The following is a 15,441-nucleotide window of genomic DNA, read 5'->3' as shown; positions in this document are numbered from 1 at the left end:
CCTAATGCGTCAATACGATCGACACCTGAATATGACCGCGGGTTCGCACGACCTCGAGCGATACTTCATCACCGTGGCGGCGAACCCTCAAATCGACGCTGGAAGGCCCGAGCTGCAGATCGCGCAACAGCACTTCGTTGAGGAATTCCGGCAGCCGTGGATCACGCAGACGGATCTCGCCGCGCGCCGCATCGAATTCGAGGCCGAGCGCCGCCTCCAGCAGGCTGAACGGCGTCGCGCTGGCCCATGCCTGCGGCGCGCAGGCGACGGGGTAGAGCACCGGCCCGCGCCGCCTCTCGCGCTGGAAACCGCAGAACAATTCCGGCAGCCGCCGCAGATCCATGTAGCTCGCGGCGTCGAACAGGCCCTTGAACAGATGCGCCACCGAATGCTTCAGGCCGTAGCGCGCGAAGCCGAGCGCGATCAGCGCATTGTCGTGCGGCCAGATCGATCCGTCGTGATAGGACATCGGATTGTAACGGGCTTCGCCGCGCGCCACGGTGCGGATGCCCCATCCCGAAAAGAACTTTTGACTCATCAGGTCGGCGGCAACCTTCCGGGCGCGATCGGTGCGGACGATGCCGGTGAACAGAAGCTGCCCGGCATTCGACGTTCGCACCTTGCACGGCCGCTTGGCGCCGTCGAGCGCCAGCGCGTAGGTGCCGAGTTCCTCGCACCAGAATGCCTCCTCGAAGCGTTCGGCAAGCAGCAGCGCCGCGGATTCGAGTTGCGCCGCCTGATCGATCAATCCCAGGCGCCGGGCGCAGCGCGCCGCCAGCCGCTTGCCGGCAAAGACATATCCCTGCACCTCCGCCAGCGCGATATAGCCTTCGGCGAGTTGCCCGTCGGCATGGAAGATGGCGTCGAAGGAATCCTTCCAGCCCTGGTTGGCAAGCCCCTGCTCGGTGGCGCGCTGGTACTCGACGAAGCCGTCCTTGTCGGGATCGCCGGGGCCGTCGATCCATTGCAGCGCCGCTTCGATCGCCGGCCACAGCTCGGCCAGCGTCGCCTCGTCGCCGGTGCGTTCGACATAAAGACCGGCCAGCAGAACGAACAGCGACGTCGAATCGACGCTGCCGTAATATTGCGCGAACGGCACCTCGCGCAGCGCGGCCATCTCGCCGCCGCGCATCTCGTGCAGGATCTTGCCGGGCTCCGCGTCGGCGAGCGGATCTGTGGTCTTGGCCTGGAAGAAAGCAAGCCGCCGCAGCACGCCCCGCGCAATGCGCGGATCGACCCACAGCATTTGCAGCGCGGCGATCAGTCCGTCGCGGCCGAACGTGGTCGAATACCAGGGAATGCCCGCATAGGGGTAGCGCCCCTGCGGCGTTTCGGTCATCAGCATGTTGAGGTCGGCCATTGCCTGGCACAGCACCTCGTTGAAGATTTGATTCGATGTTTCAATGCTGGCCGCGCCTGATGTCGAGCGCCGCATCTCGCGACGATGCGCCAGCAGGCCGCGGAAGAACGGCACCGGCTTCTGCATGATCGGCTTGTTGCAGGATACCGCTACGAACAATGCGACCGCTTCCTTCGGCGCCAGCTCCAAATGATAGGTGGCCGCATTGACGGCAAGCCGCGTCGGCCGCGGCTCGAAATGCAGGGCGGTAATGCGAGCCTGACCGTCGAGCCCGCTATATTCCAGCACGACATCGGCGGGGCCGAGCAGCCGGCTGGAACCTATTCCCCGGCGCGCCCGGCGCTCGCCGCGCACCTCGAACAAATCGGCGAAATCATTGTCGAACAATAACGTGAGATCGAAGCTCGCCGGCCGGTCGCCGTGATTTTGCAGGGCGATGCGCTGGTAGGCCGTGCCGCGCCACAGGAAAATCGAGCGCACGATGTGCAGCGTGTCCTTCTGCAACGCCAGCCTGCCGTTGCGGTAGACGTCGGAATTGGTCAGGTCGACGGTCAGCGCCGAATTGTCGTCGCGCATGTTGGAGCCGAGCAGCAGCGGCTGGACTTCGTCGAGCACCATTTCCAGCCGGGCGAGATAGCGCGTATCGGCGTTGAACAGACCATCGGGCCCGCCGGCGGAAGCGCCGATATCGCCGTGGCTGTCCAGTACGATGAAGGTGTCGTCGTGCTTGAGCGAGCAACGCGGCCGCGTCGCCGGTCCCGTCATCGGGATGTAGAACGGCGATTCCGCGACGCGTTCGGCAGCCTCAATGGTGATGAGTTGAGTGACTTCGGCCGTCATTTGGACCTCAAGCGATTTTCTTGCGTTACGAAGGACGCATCGGGACGCAAACGCTACTGCCGCAGTTCAGGCCGCATGGCTGGCGAGGCGGCCCAGTTCGCGCGCAACCAGTTCGCGGTAAGGACCCCTTCCCTGCACGAGAATATCCGGCGGTCCGTCCTCGATGATCCGTCCGCCCTGCAGCACCACCACGCGGTCGAAATTGCGCAAGGTGGCGAGACGATGGGCGATGGCAATCACGGTACGTCCGCGCATCAGCCGCGACAGCGCCTCGCGGATCGCCTCTTCGGATTCGCTGTCCAGCGAGGCGGTCGCTTCATCCAGCAACAGGATCGGCGCATCCTTCAGGAAGGCGCGCGCGATGGCGATCCGCTGCCGCTGCCCGCCGGAGACCTTGATACCGCGATCGCCGACCATGGTCGACATGCCCTCGGGGAGATTCTCTATAAAGTCGCAACGCGCCGCGATCGCCGCGCGCAGCACCTCATCGTCGGTCGCGTTCGGGCGTCCGTAGCGGATGTTTTCCATGATCGAGCGGTGGAACAGCGAAATGTCCTGCGGCACCACCGAGATCGCCTCGCGCAGGCTTTGCTGCGTCACCCGCGAAATGTCCTGGCCGTCGATCGTGATGCTGCCGCGCTGGATGTCGTAGAACCGCTGCAATAGCGCGAACAGGCTGGATTTTCCGCCGCCGGAATGACCGACCAGGCCGACCCGTTGTCCGGGCTGAATGCGCAAGGCGAACTTTTCGAACACCTGCGCGCCGCCGGGATAGTGGAACGCGACGTTGTTGAAGGCGACGGCGGCGCCGCTGCGGATCAGCGGCTCGGCCTCGGGATGATCCTTCAGTTCGTGCGGCAGCAACAGGGTCGCAATCGCTTCGGTCAGGCGGGCGACGTGCTGGGTCACGTCGACCAGCGCCACCGCAAGGTCGCGCGTCGCGCTCAGGATCGAAAGCCCGAGCGTGCAGACCAGCACGACGTCGCCGGTGGTCGCGGCGCCCTGTTGCCAGAGCGTGATGACCCACGCCAGCAGCGCGATCGTCAATACGATCGTCACGCCGGCGTGAAGCAGCCGCAGCTTCTCGAGGTAGCGAAGGCTCCGCCCACGGGCGTCGAGTTCCCGCCCGACAGTGGCGTCGAAGCGGTCGTGTTCGTAGCTCAGGCCGCAAAACGCGCGGACCAGTGGCAGATTGCTGATGACGTCGACCATCTCACCGTCCACCGCAGCCGCCTTGTCGGCAAAATCGTCATGCAGCGGCTTGCCCGCCGCAGCGAGGCGGAACATCGCCATCAACATGATACCCGCGATGACGATCAATCCCGCTGACATCGCCAGGCTGACGGTTCCGATCAGGAGAATTGCCGAAACGGTCGCAATGCACGGCGGCAACACGTTCCAGACAAACATGTTTTCAACGGTGAACACCGCGTTCGATGTCGCGGTGATGCGGCTGGTCAGCATGCCCGGCAGCCGGTCGGAGAAATAGCTGGGGGCGTGACCGGTCAAATGGCGGAACATGTCGCGGCGGAGATCGCCGGTGACGCCGACGAAGGTGAAACTCGCCGTCCAGCTTGCGACCCGCCACAAGAGATTATCTGCCGCAATTAGCGACATGAGAAAACCGAATGCCAGCCATACGCTGCCAGCTTGCGATGAACCGGCCGTCAGGCTGTCGACCAGATTCTTCACGCCGTATTGCGTTCCCACCGAGCAGGCAACCGCTGCAACGACGGCAGACACGATGATCACATGAGCCGCGCGACGCCGGCGCAGATAGCGCAGAACGAATGGAAACGGCCGTCGCACATATCCTGAAAGATTGTCCATGAGTTCCGCAAACCTGTTGAGAGTGAACGAGAATCCCTAACGCGTTTCGCACACGATGACGTGAAGAATGCCGCTTCGGGTTTCCGCGCGCGTGGCCATCACAGCGCAACAATTCTGCAGCATCGAGACAGCCGTAACCCTGTTTGTGTCAGATGGCATCAGCAAGACAGCCGTGTGGAAGAAGCAAGATGTGCTGACCAAGGGAACTTCGCAGATACGGGAACGTTCCCGCTATTGGCACGCCGGTGTCGATCGTGGGCTGAGGGCTTCGTTCAACCACCACTCAAGACAGGAGACGCAAATATGCGCATCGCGCAGGTCGCCCCGCTGACGGAGGCTGTCCCCCCCAAACTGTACGGCGGCACCGAGCGGGTGGTGCACTGGCTAACCGAGGAACTTGTGGTGTTGGGGCACGATGTCACCCTGTTTGCCAGCGGCGATTCCCGCACCTCGGCGAAACTCGATGCGGCGTGGCCAAAAGCATTGCGTCTCGACGGTTCGGTCCGGGATCCCAACGCACTGCATATGGTGATGCTGGAACGTGTGCGGCAGAAATGCGACGATGAAGAGTTCGATTTTCTGCACTTTCATCTCGATTACTATCCATTCTCGCTGTTCGACCGGCAGCCGACGCCGTTCCTGACAACGCTGCACGGCAGGCTCGACCTGCCGGAGCATCAGCCGGTGTTCAACACTTTCTCCAAGATTCCGGTGATTTCGATCTCCAATGCGCAGCGCCGTCCGGTGCCACAGGCGAACTGGGTGCGCACCATTCATCACGGGTTGCCGGAAAATTTGCTGACGCCGCAACCGGTGCAGCCGTCCTATCTCGCCGTGCTGGGGCGGATCGCGCCGGAGAAGGGAGTGGATCGCGCCATCCGCATTGCCACAAGATGCGGCATTCCGCTCAAGATCGCGGCCAAGGTGGACCGCGCCGACCAGGAGTATTACGACGAGTTGATCTCCCCGCTCATCAAGGCCAATCCGCTGGTCGAATATATCGGTGAGATCAGTGACCGCGAGAAATCCGATTTCCTCAGCGGCGCGATTGGGCTTCTGGTCCCGATCGACTGGCCGGAGCCGTTCGGCCTCGTGATGATCGAAGCCATGGCCTGCGGCACGCCGGTGCTCGCCTATAACCGGGGGTCGGTCCCGGAGATCATCGACCCCGGCCTCACCGGCTTCGTCGTCGAAGATGAAACCAGCGCCGTTGCCGTGGTTGACCGTCTTGTCGGGCTGGACCGTGCCGCCATCCGCAAGCAGTTCGAAAACCGCTTCACCGCCCGCCGCATGGCACTGGATTATCTCGCCGCCTATCGCGGCCTGATGGAGGAAGCGGAGCCGCGGATCAAGCTGGTCAGCAGCGCGGAGTAGCAGTCCGCGACATTGCGATGAATCGTAGGGTGGGCAAAGTGACAGCGTGCCCACCATTTCCAGGCAATAGCCGATGCATGGTGGGCACGCTTCGCTTGCCCACCCACACGTTCGTCAGCTCACCGCCGTTCGCTTCGGTTCGACGATTTCGAACATCCGCGGGAATTCGTCCATCAGCGTCATCAACTCGGCGAGCCGCATCGGATCGCCGACGACCTTGATCGCGCCAGAGCTGACCGCTTCCGGGAACGTCGTCAGCTTGGCGATCACTTCGTCGAGCACGCCGCGCGCCAGCGTGAAGCCGGCGTCGGCATCGGACGCTTGCGCGCCGGCGGCATAGGTCAGCGCGCAATTTTCCAGATTGAGGATGAAGGTCTCGTTGGTGTCGGTGAACTTCCAGTTCAGCACGATGCGCTTGCCTTCGGCCTTGGGGCCGTTGAGGCGAACGCCGAGCACGTCCCACAATTGTTCAGTGCGCAGCGCGGCCAGCGTTTCGCGCGGCATCGTCGAGCGTGGCGGCACCTTGGGCATGCCCTGCCGCAATTCCTGGGCGCCGAACAGATAGGCGTTGCGCCAGGTCGAGCTCTCCGAGGCATAGCCGAGCTGCTCGAACGTATCGGCGAGCATCGCGCGCGCGGCCTGGTTATCCGGTTCGGCAAACACCAGATGGCAGACCGCCTGCGCGACGAAGCGGAATTCGCCGTTGGCAAAGTCCTTCTGTGCGCGCGCGAGGATCGCGTCCGCGCCGCCCATATACTCGACATACTTCTTGCCTGATTCCACTGGCGGCAGCGGATCGAGGTTGACCGGATTGGCGTCGTACCAGCCGAGATACTTTTGGTAGATCGCCTTCACATTGTGCCGGATATGCCCGTAATAGCCGCGACCGTGCCAGGCGCCCTCGAGGCTGGCCGGCAAGCGGATGGCTTCCGCGATTTCGGTCGCGGTGAGGCCGTGATTCATTAGCCGGATCGTCTGGTCATGCGCAAATTTATAGAGATCGCGCTGCTGGCGGATCATGGTGTCGATCCGTTCCTGCCCCCACACCGGCCAATGATGCTGGCCGCACATCGCATCCGCCTTGCCGCCCCACATCTGCAGCGCTTCGCCGAGATACTTTGACCACGCCAGCGCGTCGCGCACATCGGCGCCGCGGAACGGCAGCAGGTTATGGAAATTGTGCGTGCAGTTTTCCGCGAGATTCAAAAGCTTGTAGCGCGGGATGAAGAAATGCATTTCCGCCGGCGCTTCGCTGTTCGGCGCCATCTGGAATTCGAATTCCACGCCGTCGATGGTTCGCTTGTCACCGGTCGCGATGATCAGGTCAGTCGGACGCAGCAGCGCGACCGCACCCGCCGCCATGGTCTTGCCGAGCCCGCAATCGACATGCCCGCGTACGCCCTTCGCCAGCAACGGCCCGAACTGATACATCGCGCGGCGCAGCATCGCCGGTCCCGCGATGATGTTTTCGGAGACCGCGTGCTCCATGAACAGATTGGGCGCGATGATCGGCACCTTGCCGCCGGCCAGCGTTGCGTCGTCGAGCACGCCGCGCGCGCCGCCCCAATGGTCGGTATGGGTGTGGGTGAAGATGACGGCGGCGACCGGCCGCTTGCCGCGGTGCTGGAAATACAGCTCCATCGCAGCCCGCGCGCCCTCGATCGAGGTCAGCGTATCCACCACGATGACGCCGCTGTCGCCCTCGATCAGCGTCATGTTGGCGATGTCGAGGCCGCGCACCTGGTAAACGCCCGGCACGACCTCGAACAGGCCGTGATGCATGTTGAGGCGCGACTGCCGCCACAGGCTGGGATCGACCGTCGGCGGGGCTTCCTCCGCCGACAGGAATCCGTAGGGCTCCAGGCTCCAGACCACCCTGCCCTGTGGCGACGTGATCCTGGCGTTCTCCACTGTGCCGAGGAAGCCGCGCGCGGCGTCGTCGAAATCTCTGACGTCTGCGAACGGCAGCGCCTTCAGCGTCGCCGCGTGCTGTGCGATGACGGAGGCGGAAGCCTCCTTCGGGGATTCCTTGGGCGTTTCCGTCGTGGCTGGTTGGCTCATTGCTGTGTACTCCCTTGCGCAAACAAAAACTCGAAACGACGTCAGCGAAACTTCAGGCCCTCGAACTGGCCGCTGTTGCGCCACCCGTCGATATGTTTGAAGTAGGTCATCGGGCCCTTGGGAATGGCCGGCAAAGGCGCCTTCAAAGAATTCAGGGTGCGTATCTTGTCACCACCACCGCTCAGGACGGATGCGCGGACAGATAGGGCGAGTTTGCAATCGACCAGGACGGTATCGGCTCCATGCGAAAGATCTGCCGCAGATGCACTTCATCCGGGCCGTCGCCGATCCGCAGCAGGCGGCCCCAGGCCAGCGCCTGATGGATCGGCGTATCATCGGAACCGCCCATCGCCCCGAACACCTGCATGGCGCGATCGGCGATCCGCTGCAGCATCGCGGGCACCGCAACCTTGATCAGCGAGACGTCGCGCCAGGCGTCCTGGTGGCCGGCCTGATCGAGCCGCCACGCACAGCGATAGGCCAACAGGCGCGCCTGTTCGAGCTCGACGCGGGATTCGGCGATCCAGCGCTGCACGGTGTCGTACTGGATCACGGCACGCCCGAAGGCGGAGCGCTCCGATGAACGCACCATCATCAGTTCGATCAGAAGCTCGCACAGCCCGATCGAGCGCATGCAATGATGGATGCGCGCGGGGCCCAAGCGAATCTGCGCCACTTTAAAACCTTCGCCCTCGGCGCCGAGCAGGTTCGCGCGAGGCACGCGAACGTTATCGAAGGTAAGCTCGCCGATCGGCGCGACATGATCCTCACATCCCATCCAGCGCAGCCGCTGCACCAGACGAACGCCCGGCGTCTCCATCGGCACGATGATGCAGGAATGGCGGCCAGTGCGGTCGGCACAGGAATCGGTCACGCCCATCACGATCAGGAAGCTGCATTTCGGATGCGCCGCGCCGGTGATGAACCATTTGCGGCCGTTGATGACGTAGTCGCCGCCGTCGCGGACCATGCGCGTGGCGATATTGGTGGCATCGGATGAAGCCACATCGGGTTCGGTCATGCCGAAGGCCGAACGGGTGTTGGCTTCCAGCAGCGGCCGCAGCCAGCGCGCCTTCTGTTCAGAAGTGGCGCAATTCTGCAGCGCGATCATGTTGGGCACGTCGGGCGCGTGGCAGTTGAAGACCTCGGGCGCCCAGAACAGCCGGCCCATGATTTCGGCCAGCGGAGCATATTCGAGGTTGGAAAGCCGGGTGCCGGGTTCGTCGTCGGTCAGTTCGGGAAGGCCGAGATTCCACAGGCCAGCGGCGCGCGCCTTGCGTTGAAGGTCCCCCATGAAGGGGGCGGCCTCGCCCTTGGCCGCGTGATCGAGCCAGGCGCGATGGCGCGGCAACACTTCGGCGTCGAAGAAGGCCTGAAGTTTCTCCCGCCACGCTTCCGACCGTCCGGAAAGATCGAAATCCATGTCGCCTCCCCGCATTTTCGGGAACTTAACCGTATATCGATACGTTTTGCAAATTCATTTCGATATATTGACAGCATTTGGGAACCGTGACCAATTTCGGTTCATGGCAGCGATTTCCAGCATCGATCCCCCTAAGTCCCGAGCGGCGGAGGAGCAGGCCGATCCGTCCTTCGCCACGACGCTGGCGCATGGGCTCGACGTGCTTGTGGCTTTCCGCAACCGCAGCGGCTCGCTGTCGAATGCCGAGCTCGCGCTGCATACCGGCCTGTCGCGGCCGACGGTGTCGCGGCTGACCTACACGCTGGCGCAACTCGGCTATCTCAAGCGCGACGCCAAGGGACGATTCCAGCTCGGGCTCGGCATTCTGGCCGCCGCCTATCCGGTGCTGTCGGCGCTAAAAGTCCGGCAACTCGCGCGTCCCCTGATGCGCGATTTTGCCGCCTACACCGGCGGCACGGTTTCCATCGCGATGCCGTTCGGGCTCGACTTCATCTATGTCGAGACGCTGCGCACCACCGACGCCGTAACGCATCTGCCGGATGTCGGCTTTGCGAGTTCATTGGCGCCGACCGCCGTCGGCCGCGCGCTGCTGTCGCTGTTCACTAAGGAAGAGCTCGACGCCTATGTGGCGAGCGTGAAGGCCGAGCGTCCGGAAGAAGCCGACTATGTACAGGCACGGACGCTGCCCGACGTCGAGCTTTGCAAGGAGCGCGGCTTTGCGATTTCGCTCGGCGAATGGCGGCGCGAGATTTTTGGCGTCGCCGCGCCGCTGTACCGCACGCCGTCGGGCGACTGCCTTTCGGTCAACTGTGGCATTCCCTCGTTTCGTTTCAACGCCGAACAGATCGAGCGTGAATGCGGGCCGCGCATGCTGGGCCTGGCGCGCAGCATCCGCTCGCTGGTGGCCAACGACTGAATACCCCCGAGAGAGGGGTAAAAGCGCATCACTCGAACGATGCGCAACATATGGGGAGGGAAGAATGAGCCGGATCAAAACCGTGCTGGGCTTCGCCGTGGGTTTTGGCGTGGCCATGCTGCTCACCGATGCCGCACAGGCGCAGGGCAATTACCCGAACCGCCCGATCCGCATCATCGTGCCCTACCCCGCCGGCGGCATTGTCGACATCGTCGCCCGCGCCGTGACTGAACAGGTCGGCCGTGACTGGAAACAGACGGTGATTGTCGAGGCAAGGCCGGGCGGCAACAGCAATATCGGCACTGCCGCGGTGGCGCGCAGCGAACCCGACGGTTACACCTGGCTGGTCACCGGCCCGGCAGCGCTGGTCAACCCGACGCTCTACAAGGACGCCGGCTGGGATGCGCTGAAGGATCTCAAATGCGTCGGCCTCGCCGTCTGGAATCAAAGCGTGGCGCTGGTCCATCCATCGATGCCGGCCAGCACCATCAAGGAATTCGTCGAGATCGCGCGCAAGAGACCGGGCGAACTCAATTTCGGCAATCCCGGCACCGGCTCTTCCATCGACCTGAGCGCGCAAAAGCTTTTTCAGGCCGCCGGCATCAAGCTCACCAATGTCGGCTACAAAGGCCAGCCGCAGGCCTTGATCGACCTGATGACCAACCTGATGCATCTTGAGATCGTGTCGCTCGAACTGGCATTGCCGCACATCAAGGCCGGCAGCGTGAAGCCGCTGGCCGTGATGACCGACAAGCGTGTCGCCGACCTGCCCGACGTGCCGACGATTGCGGAAGCGGGATTTCCGGAAGCCACCTACGTGCCCTGGTACGGCATCTATGTTCAGGCGGGAACGCCTGATGCCATCGTTGGCAGGATCAATGAGGGCATCAACAAGGCGCTGCAAAATCCGGAAGTGCAGCGCCAGCTCGCGGTCGCCAATATCCCGGGCAAGCCGATGCCGCTCACGGATCTCGCCGCGCTGATGAAGGCGGATCACGAGAAGCTGACGAAGGTGATCGCGACCTCGGGCATGGCGCTGCAGTGATTGATTCCGTCATGGCCGGGCTTGTCCCGGCCATCCACGTTCTTCCAAGTCAGAACCAAGGGCGTGGATGCCCGGGTCAAGCCCGGGCATGACGGGAGGCGAGACCCCGCGTCACTTCTTCACCTTGCTGGCGTCCATCTTGATCGACGGATCCAGCATCTTGACCGAAAACGCCGTGTTCACTTCGAACGGCTTTTCCATGCCGAGATAGGTCTGCACCAGCTCGTAGTCCTTCTTCATGCGCTCGGCGTCGATCCAGCCCAGCGCCTTGGTCGTGGTGAAATCATCCGTCATCAGGAACTTGATGCGTTCCCACTGGCGCTGCTGGTTTTCCTTGTCGAGGCCGGAAGCCTGGTCGAGCAGCGCCTTGAGGCAGGGTGCAACGTCGGCGACGCAGGCGGCGTAGGCCTTCTGGCTGATCTTGACGAACTCCTCGACCAGCTTCGGATTCTTCGCCAGATAGGCGCCGTTGACGATCAGCGAGTTGCCGTAAGGATTGAGTCCGATGTCCTTCCAGTTGACGTAGCCGAGATCGGCCCCGAACTCGATCACCTTGAGATCGTGCTCATTGTAGAAATCGCTGATGATATCGACGGTGTGGCTCTTCAGCGCCGCGATCTTGGCGGTCGGGCCGACATTGACGAAGCTCACTGAATCCGGCGCGATGCCGGCGGCCTTGGCAAAGGCCGGCCACATCACCCGCGACGCGTCGCCCGGCGGATTGCCGATCTTGTGGTTCGGAAAGTCCTTCGGACCGTTCACGCCGTAGCTCTTCAGCCAGTAGAAGGTCTGCCCGGTATTGGCGTAGATGCTCATCAGCGCCACCGCGTCGGCGCCCTTGCTCCTGGCCACCAGCATGGTCGCGAGATCGGCGATGCCGAACGGCGAGCCGCCGGAGCCGACCTTCAGCGAAGAGACGCCGGAGCCCTTGCCGACCTCGATCGTCAGGTCGATGCCGGCCTTCTCGTACCAGCCTTGCGCCTTGGCGTAATAGAACGGCGAATGATCCGCCGTCGGCGTCCAGTTCAGGATCAGGTTGACGGATTCGGCGGCGGCGCAGGGCACAGCCGGTAGGGCCAGCGCAAGCGCCAGTCCCGCAATTCGCAAAGCCTTCATTGCACCCTCCTCATTCTGCAACCCGATCTTGTCGCCGCGTTCCCGTGACGCTACCAATGCAACAAGGGACCAGACGACTTGTCAACTATTTGGTTGGAAATGCCCAAAAAACGATCTGACGACACCAGGCCGCAGCGGCGCGATCCGGCCGCAACCCGCAGGAAACTGCTGACGGCGGCACGGCGCGAATTCGCCGATAGCGGCCTCGCCGGGGCCCGGGTCGACGAGATCGCCGCACGCGCGGGCGTCAACAAGCAGCTCGTCTATCACTACTTCGGCGACAAGGACGCGCTGTATCTGGCGGTGCTGGAATGGGTCTACGAGGAAATCCGCGCCCAGGAGCGCAAGCTCAACCTCGAGGGATTGCCGCCCGAACAGGCGATCAAGAAGCTGATCGAAAGTTCCTTCGACCACCTCGCCGCGCATCCGGACTTCATCGTGCTGCTGAACGACGAGAACCGCGGCGGCGCCCGCCATGTGCGCGGCTCGCGCAAGCTGGAGGCGATGCATTCGCCGCTGGTCAGCCTGGTTTCGACCATCCTCGGCGAGGGCGTGAGGGCCGGCATATTCCGCAAAGGGATCAACCCGGTGCACCTCTATATTTCGATCGCGGGGCTCAGCTACTTCTATTTCTCGAACACGCCGACCCTGTCGGCAATCTTCGGCAAGGACCTGTCGAGCCGGGCCGCGCGGCAGGCCCGCCGCAAGCACGTCGTCGATCTGGTGATGCATTCGCTGCGACCCTAATCAACCATATGGTTGATTGTTGGATTGGGCCGCGATAGATTGCGGCCGCGCGGCGGGAACCTGCCTCGCTTTGAAGGGAGTGTATTGGTGTTCAGCGGTGACGGCGGATCGGCACGGTCTTTCGCGGTCATCCTGATCGTGCATCTGGCCGTGATCGTGCTGTGGCAGGTATTGGTCGACGCTTTCCAGGTGCCGAAGTTCATCCTGCCCTCGCCGCTCGCGACCGTCGCGACGCTGGGCACGCCCGGCTATGCCTGGCTCTCCAATCTCGCGGTGACGGCCGCCGAAATCCTCGGCGGGTTCTGCCTCGGCGCGCTGGTCGGCATCATGCTGGCTGTCATGTTCACCTGGTCGCCGCTGATCAGCCTGTTGCTGCTGCCGCTGTTCGTGACGCTGAACATGATTCCGAAGGTGGCGCTTGGGCCCCTGTTCATCGTCTGGTTCTCCTACGGCATCTTCCCGAACATCCTGATCGCGTTTTCGATCTGCTTCTTTCCGATCCTGCTGACGACCGCTCGCGGGTTGAGCGAGGTCGAGCCCGATCTGCTCGATCTCGTGAAATCGCTGCGCGGCTCGCGGTGGACGCTGTTCCGGAAAATCCAGTTGCCGGGCGCGCTGCCTTACGTGTTTTCCGGGATGAAGGTCGGCGCGATCCTGGCGGTCGCCGGCGCTATCGTGGGCGAGTTCATCGCCTCCGAGCGCGGGCTCGGTTACCTCATGATCCAGGTGCAGTCCTCGCTCGATACGCCGGCGATGGTGATGGCCGTGGTGCTCCTGACGCTGCTGGGCGTGGCGCTGTATGGGCTCGTGCTTGGCCTGGAGCGGATGTTTGTCGTTCGCGACATCCGGTTGCAGTAACAAAGGAAGAAACATGCTGCTGACCCGCGACTCCCTGCCCGCAACGATTGCCGATATCGCGGCCCTCGACGGCCTGCTGTGCCGTCCGAGCCAGGCGCTGATCGACGACCTCCGCAAGGTCGACGGCGACATCATGATTTTGGGTGTCGCCGGAAAGATGGGGCCCACGCTGGCGGGTCTCGCGAAAGCCGCTGCGCCGGATCGTCGGGTCATCGGCGTCGCCCGCTTCAGCGATCCCGCCGTGAAAGACTGGCTGCAGGGGCGCGGCGTCGAAACGCTGAATTGCGACCTGCTCGACGAAGCCGCCATCAAGGCGCTGCCGAAGGCTCCAAATATCGTGTTCATGGCCGGCCGCAAGTTCGGCGCCGAGGGCGACCTCTCGCTGACCTGGGCGATGAATTCGCACGTCCCTGCTTTGGTCGCGCAGGCCTTCGCGGGTTCGCGCATCGTCGCGTTCTCGACCGGCTGCGTCTATCCGTTCGTGCCGGTCAACAGCAAGGGCGCGGATGAAGACATGGCGCCCAATCCGCCTGGCGAGTACGCGCAATCCTGCGTCGGGCGCGAGCGCATGTTCGAATATTTCTCGAAGAAGCACTCGACGCCCGGACGGCTGTTCCGGCTCAACTATGCGATCGACATGCGTTACGGCGTGCTGCACGACATCGCCAGCAAGGTGCTGCAGGGCAAGCCGATCGACATCAGCCTCGGCCATGTCAATTTCATCTGGCAGGGCGATGCGTCCGCGCAGGCGCTGCGCTGTCTGGCGCATTGCGATACGCCGACCTCGCCGATCAATGTCAGCGGCCACGAAATCCTGGCCGTGCGCGATCTCGCCGCGGAATTCGGCCAACGCTTTGGCCGCGCGCCCGTGCTTGTCGGCAAGGAAGAGCCGACGGCCTGGCTCACCGACACCTCGCAGGCTGTGAAACTGTTCGGCCTGCCGATCGTCGATGCCGAACAGCTCATCAGTTGGACCGCCGACTGGGTGTCGCGATCGATGCCGAGCCTCGGCAAGCCCACCAAATACGAGGTGCGCGATGGCCGCTATTGAACCTGTCGACATCGTCGAGCTCGGCGTTGGCGATGCGCAGGCTGGGCTGGCGCTGTCGACCGAGGCGGGCTGGAATCAGAACGAGGCCGACTGGTGCTTCTTCCTGAGCAAGGGAATCGTGTTCGGCATGCGGGACGGCGCCAGATTGGTGGCATCAGCCGCGCTGCTGCCCTACTCGGCGGGCAATGCCTGGATCAGCATGGTGCTGGTAACCGCGGACTTTCGCCGCCGCGGCATTGCGACCAGGCTCGTCGACGCCTGCCTCGATGTGGCGACACGGCGCGGCTTGACGACATGGCTGGACGCTACGCCGGCTGGCGCCTCCGTCTACGGTCCGCTCGGCTTCATCCCGACGCTGCAATTGCGGCGGCTGCGGTTGCAGAAGCCGCAAGGCACCACGGCCACACGGCCGCTATCGGCCGGCAACCTCGAGGCGTTGGCCGCGCGCGATGGTAACGCGATGGGATTCGACCGCAGCACATTGCTGTCGGATTTTTCCGCACGCCCGGGTTCTCGCATCGTCTCTGATGATCGAGCCACCGCCCTCGTCCGCAATGGACGCACCGCGCGTCATATCGGTCCGCTGCTGGCCGATCGCGCCGATCAGGCGCTGGCGCTGGTGAATGCCATCGTCCGCTCCGAGACCGGGCCCTGGCTGATCGACGCCGTCCATTCTCAGGAAGAGTTTCTGAACGGGCTTGTTCAGTCAGGCTGGAACATCGAGCGGCCGTTTCAGCGCATGCGCTTTGGCCCCGCGACTGCCCCGCCCACGCAACTGCCGTTTGCCGTCGCCGGACCGGAATTTGGATAGGAAGCGCCG

12 protein-coding genes are annotated in these 15,441 nt (G+C 63.5%); 7 read left to right on the top strand and 5 right to left on the bottom strand.

Translation table 11 applies throughout. The features are described 5' to 3' along the window. Nucleotide 1: 1 nt before the first annotated feature. On the bottom strand, nucleotides 2–2,200 hold the full coding sequence (locus V1293_RS34660) for an amylo-alpha-1,6-glucosidase (protein ID WP_334516139.1): 2,199 nt from the start codon (nucleotides 2,198–2,200) through the stop codon (nucleotides 2–4). A 66-nt stretch (nucleotides 2,201–2,266) separates the two neighbouring features. Then, nucleotides 2,267–4,030: an ABC transporter ATP-binding protein gene (locus tag V1293_RS34655; RefSeq protein WP_334516138.1), complete on the bottom strand. Its 1,764-nt coding sequence runs from the start codon at nucleotides 4,028–4,030 to the stop codon at nucleotides 2,267–2,269. Between the two features lie 303 nt (nucleotides 4,031–4,333). Between V1293_RS34655 and V1293_RS34650 the strand changes: the two genes are divergently transcribed. Then, the gene (locus V1293_RS34650) at nucleotides 4,334–5,404 is read left to right on the top strand and encodes a glycosyltransferase family 4 protein (RefSeq protein WP_334517042.1); all 1,071 of its coding nucleotides are present in this window, start codon (nucleotides 4,334–4,336) and stop codon (nucleotides 5,402–5,404) included. Between the two features lie 114 nt (nucleotides 5,405–5,518). Here the strand turns inward: V1293_RS34650 and V1293_RS34645 are convergent, their stop codons facing one another. Together V1293_RS34645 and V1293_RS34640 are read right to left on the bottom strand one after the other, a co-directional pair. Next, nucleotides 5,519–7,465 (bottom strand): alkyl/aryl-sulfatase, encoded by a 1,947-nt coding sequence (locus V1293_RS34645; RefSeq protein WP_334516136.1) that lies wholly within the window; start codon nucleotides 7,463–7,465, stop codon nucleotides 5,519–5,521. A 181-nt stretch (nucleotides 7,466–7,646) separates the two neighbouring features. After that, nucleotides 7,647–8,888, bottom strand: coding sequence for an acyl-CoA dehydrogenase family protein (locus tag V1293_RS34640; protein ID WP_334516135.1), 1,242 nt, complete (start codon nucleotides 8,886–8,888; stop codon nucleotides 7,647–7,649). Between the two features lie 103 nt (nucleotides 8,889–8,991). On the opposite strand from V1293_RS34640, the gene V1293_RS34635 reads away from it, so the two are divergent. Then, nucleotides 8,992–9,804, top strand: coding sequence for an IclR family transcriptional regulator (locus V1293_RS34635; protein ID WP_334516133.1), 813 nt, complete (start codon nucleotides 8,992–8,994; stop codon nucleotides 9,802–9,804). Between the two features lie 64 nt (nucleotides 9,805–9,868). Continuing rightward, entirely contained in the window at nucleotides 9,869–10,849 is a 981-nt protein-coding gene (locus V1293_RS34630; protein WP_334516131.1) for a Bug family tripartite tricarboxylate transporter substrate binding protein, read from the top strand. Nucleotides 10,850–10,960: 111 nt separating this feature from the next. On the opposite strand, the gene V1293_RS34625 is transcribed toward V1293_RS34630, so the two are convergent. Beyond that, nucleotides 10,961–11,965: an ABC transporter substrate-binding protein gene (locus V1293_RS34625; RefSeq protein WP_334516129.1), complete on the bottom strand. Its 1,005-nt coding sequence runs from the start codon at nucleotides 11,963–11,965 to the stop codon at nucleotides 10,961–10,963. 99 nt (nucleotides 11,966–12,064) lie between these two features. Between V1293_RS34625 and V1293_RS34620 the strand changes: the two genes are divergently transcribed. From V1293_RS34620 to V1293_RS34605, 4 genes are all read left to right on the top strand, one after another. Further along, nucleotides 12,065–12,712 (top strand): TetR/AcrR family transcriptional regulator, encoded by a 648-nt coding sequence (locus V1293_RS34620; RefSeq protein ID WP_334516128.1) that lies wholly within the window; start codon nucleotides 12,065–12,067, stop codon nucleotides 12,710–12,712. An 87-nt stretch (nucleotides 12,713–12,799) separates the two neighbouring features. Next, a complete protein-coding gene (locus tag V1293_RS34615) occupies nucleotides 12,800–13,570 on the top strand; it encodes an ABC transporter permease (protein ID WP_334516126.1) in 771 nt (256 codons plus the stop codon). A 13-nt stretch (nucleotides 13,571–13,583) separates the two neighbouring features. Then, nucleotides 13,584–14,621: an NAD-dependent epimerase/dehydratase family protein gene (locus V1293_RS34610; RefSeq protein ID WP_334516124.1), complete on the top strand. Its 1,038-nt coding sequence runs from the start codon at nucleotides 13,584–13,586 to the stop codon at nucleotides 14,619–14,621. Beyond that, nucleotides 14,608–15,432: a GNAT family N-acetyltransferase gene (locus V1293_RS34605; RefSeq protein WP_334516123.1), complete on the top strand. Its 825-nt coding sequence runs from the start codon at nucleotides 14,608–14,610 to the stop codon at nucleotides 15,430–15,432. The genes V1293_RS34610 and V1293_RS34605 overlap by 14 nt, the downstream gene beginning before the upstream one ends. The last annotated feature ends 9 nt before the right edge of the window (nucleotides 15,433–15,441 follow it).

It is taken from the genome of Bradyrhizobium sp. AZCC 1693 (genome assembly GCF_036924745.1).
Taxonomy (GTDB): Bacteria; Pseudomonadota; Alphaproteobacteria; order Rhizobiales; family Xanthobacteraceae; genus Bradyrhizobium.
Note: the sequence above shows the minus strand (reverse complement) of the source record. Positions and strands in the feature narration are given on the sequence as shown.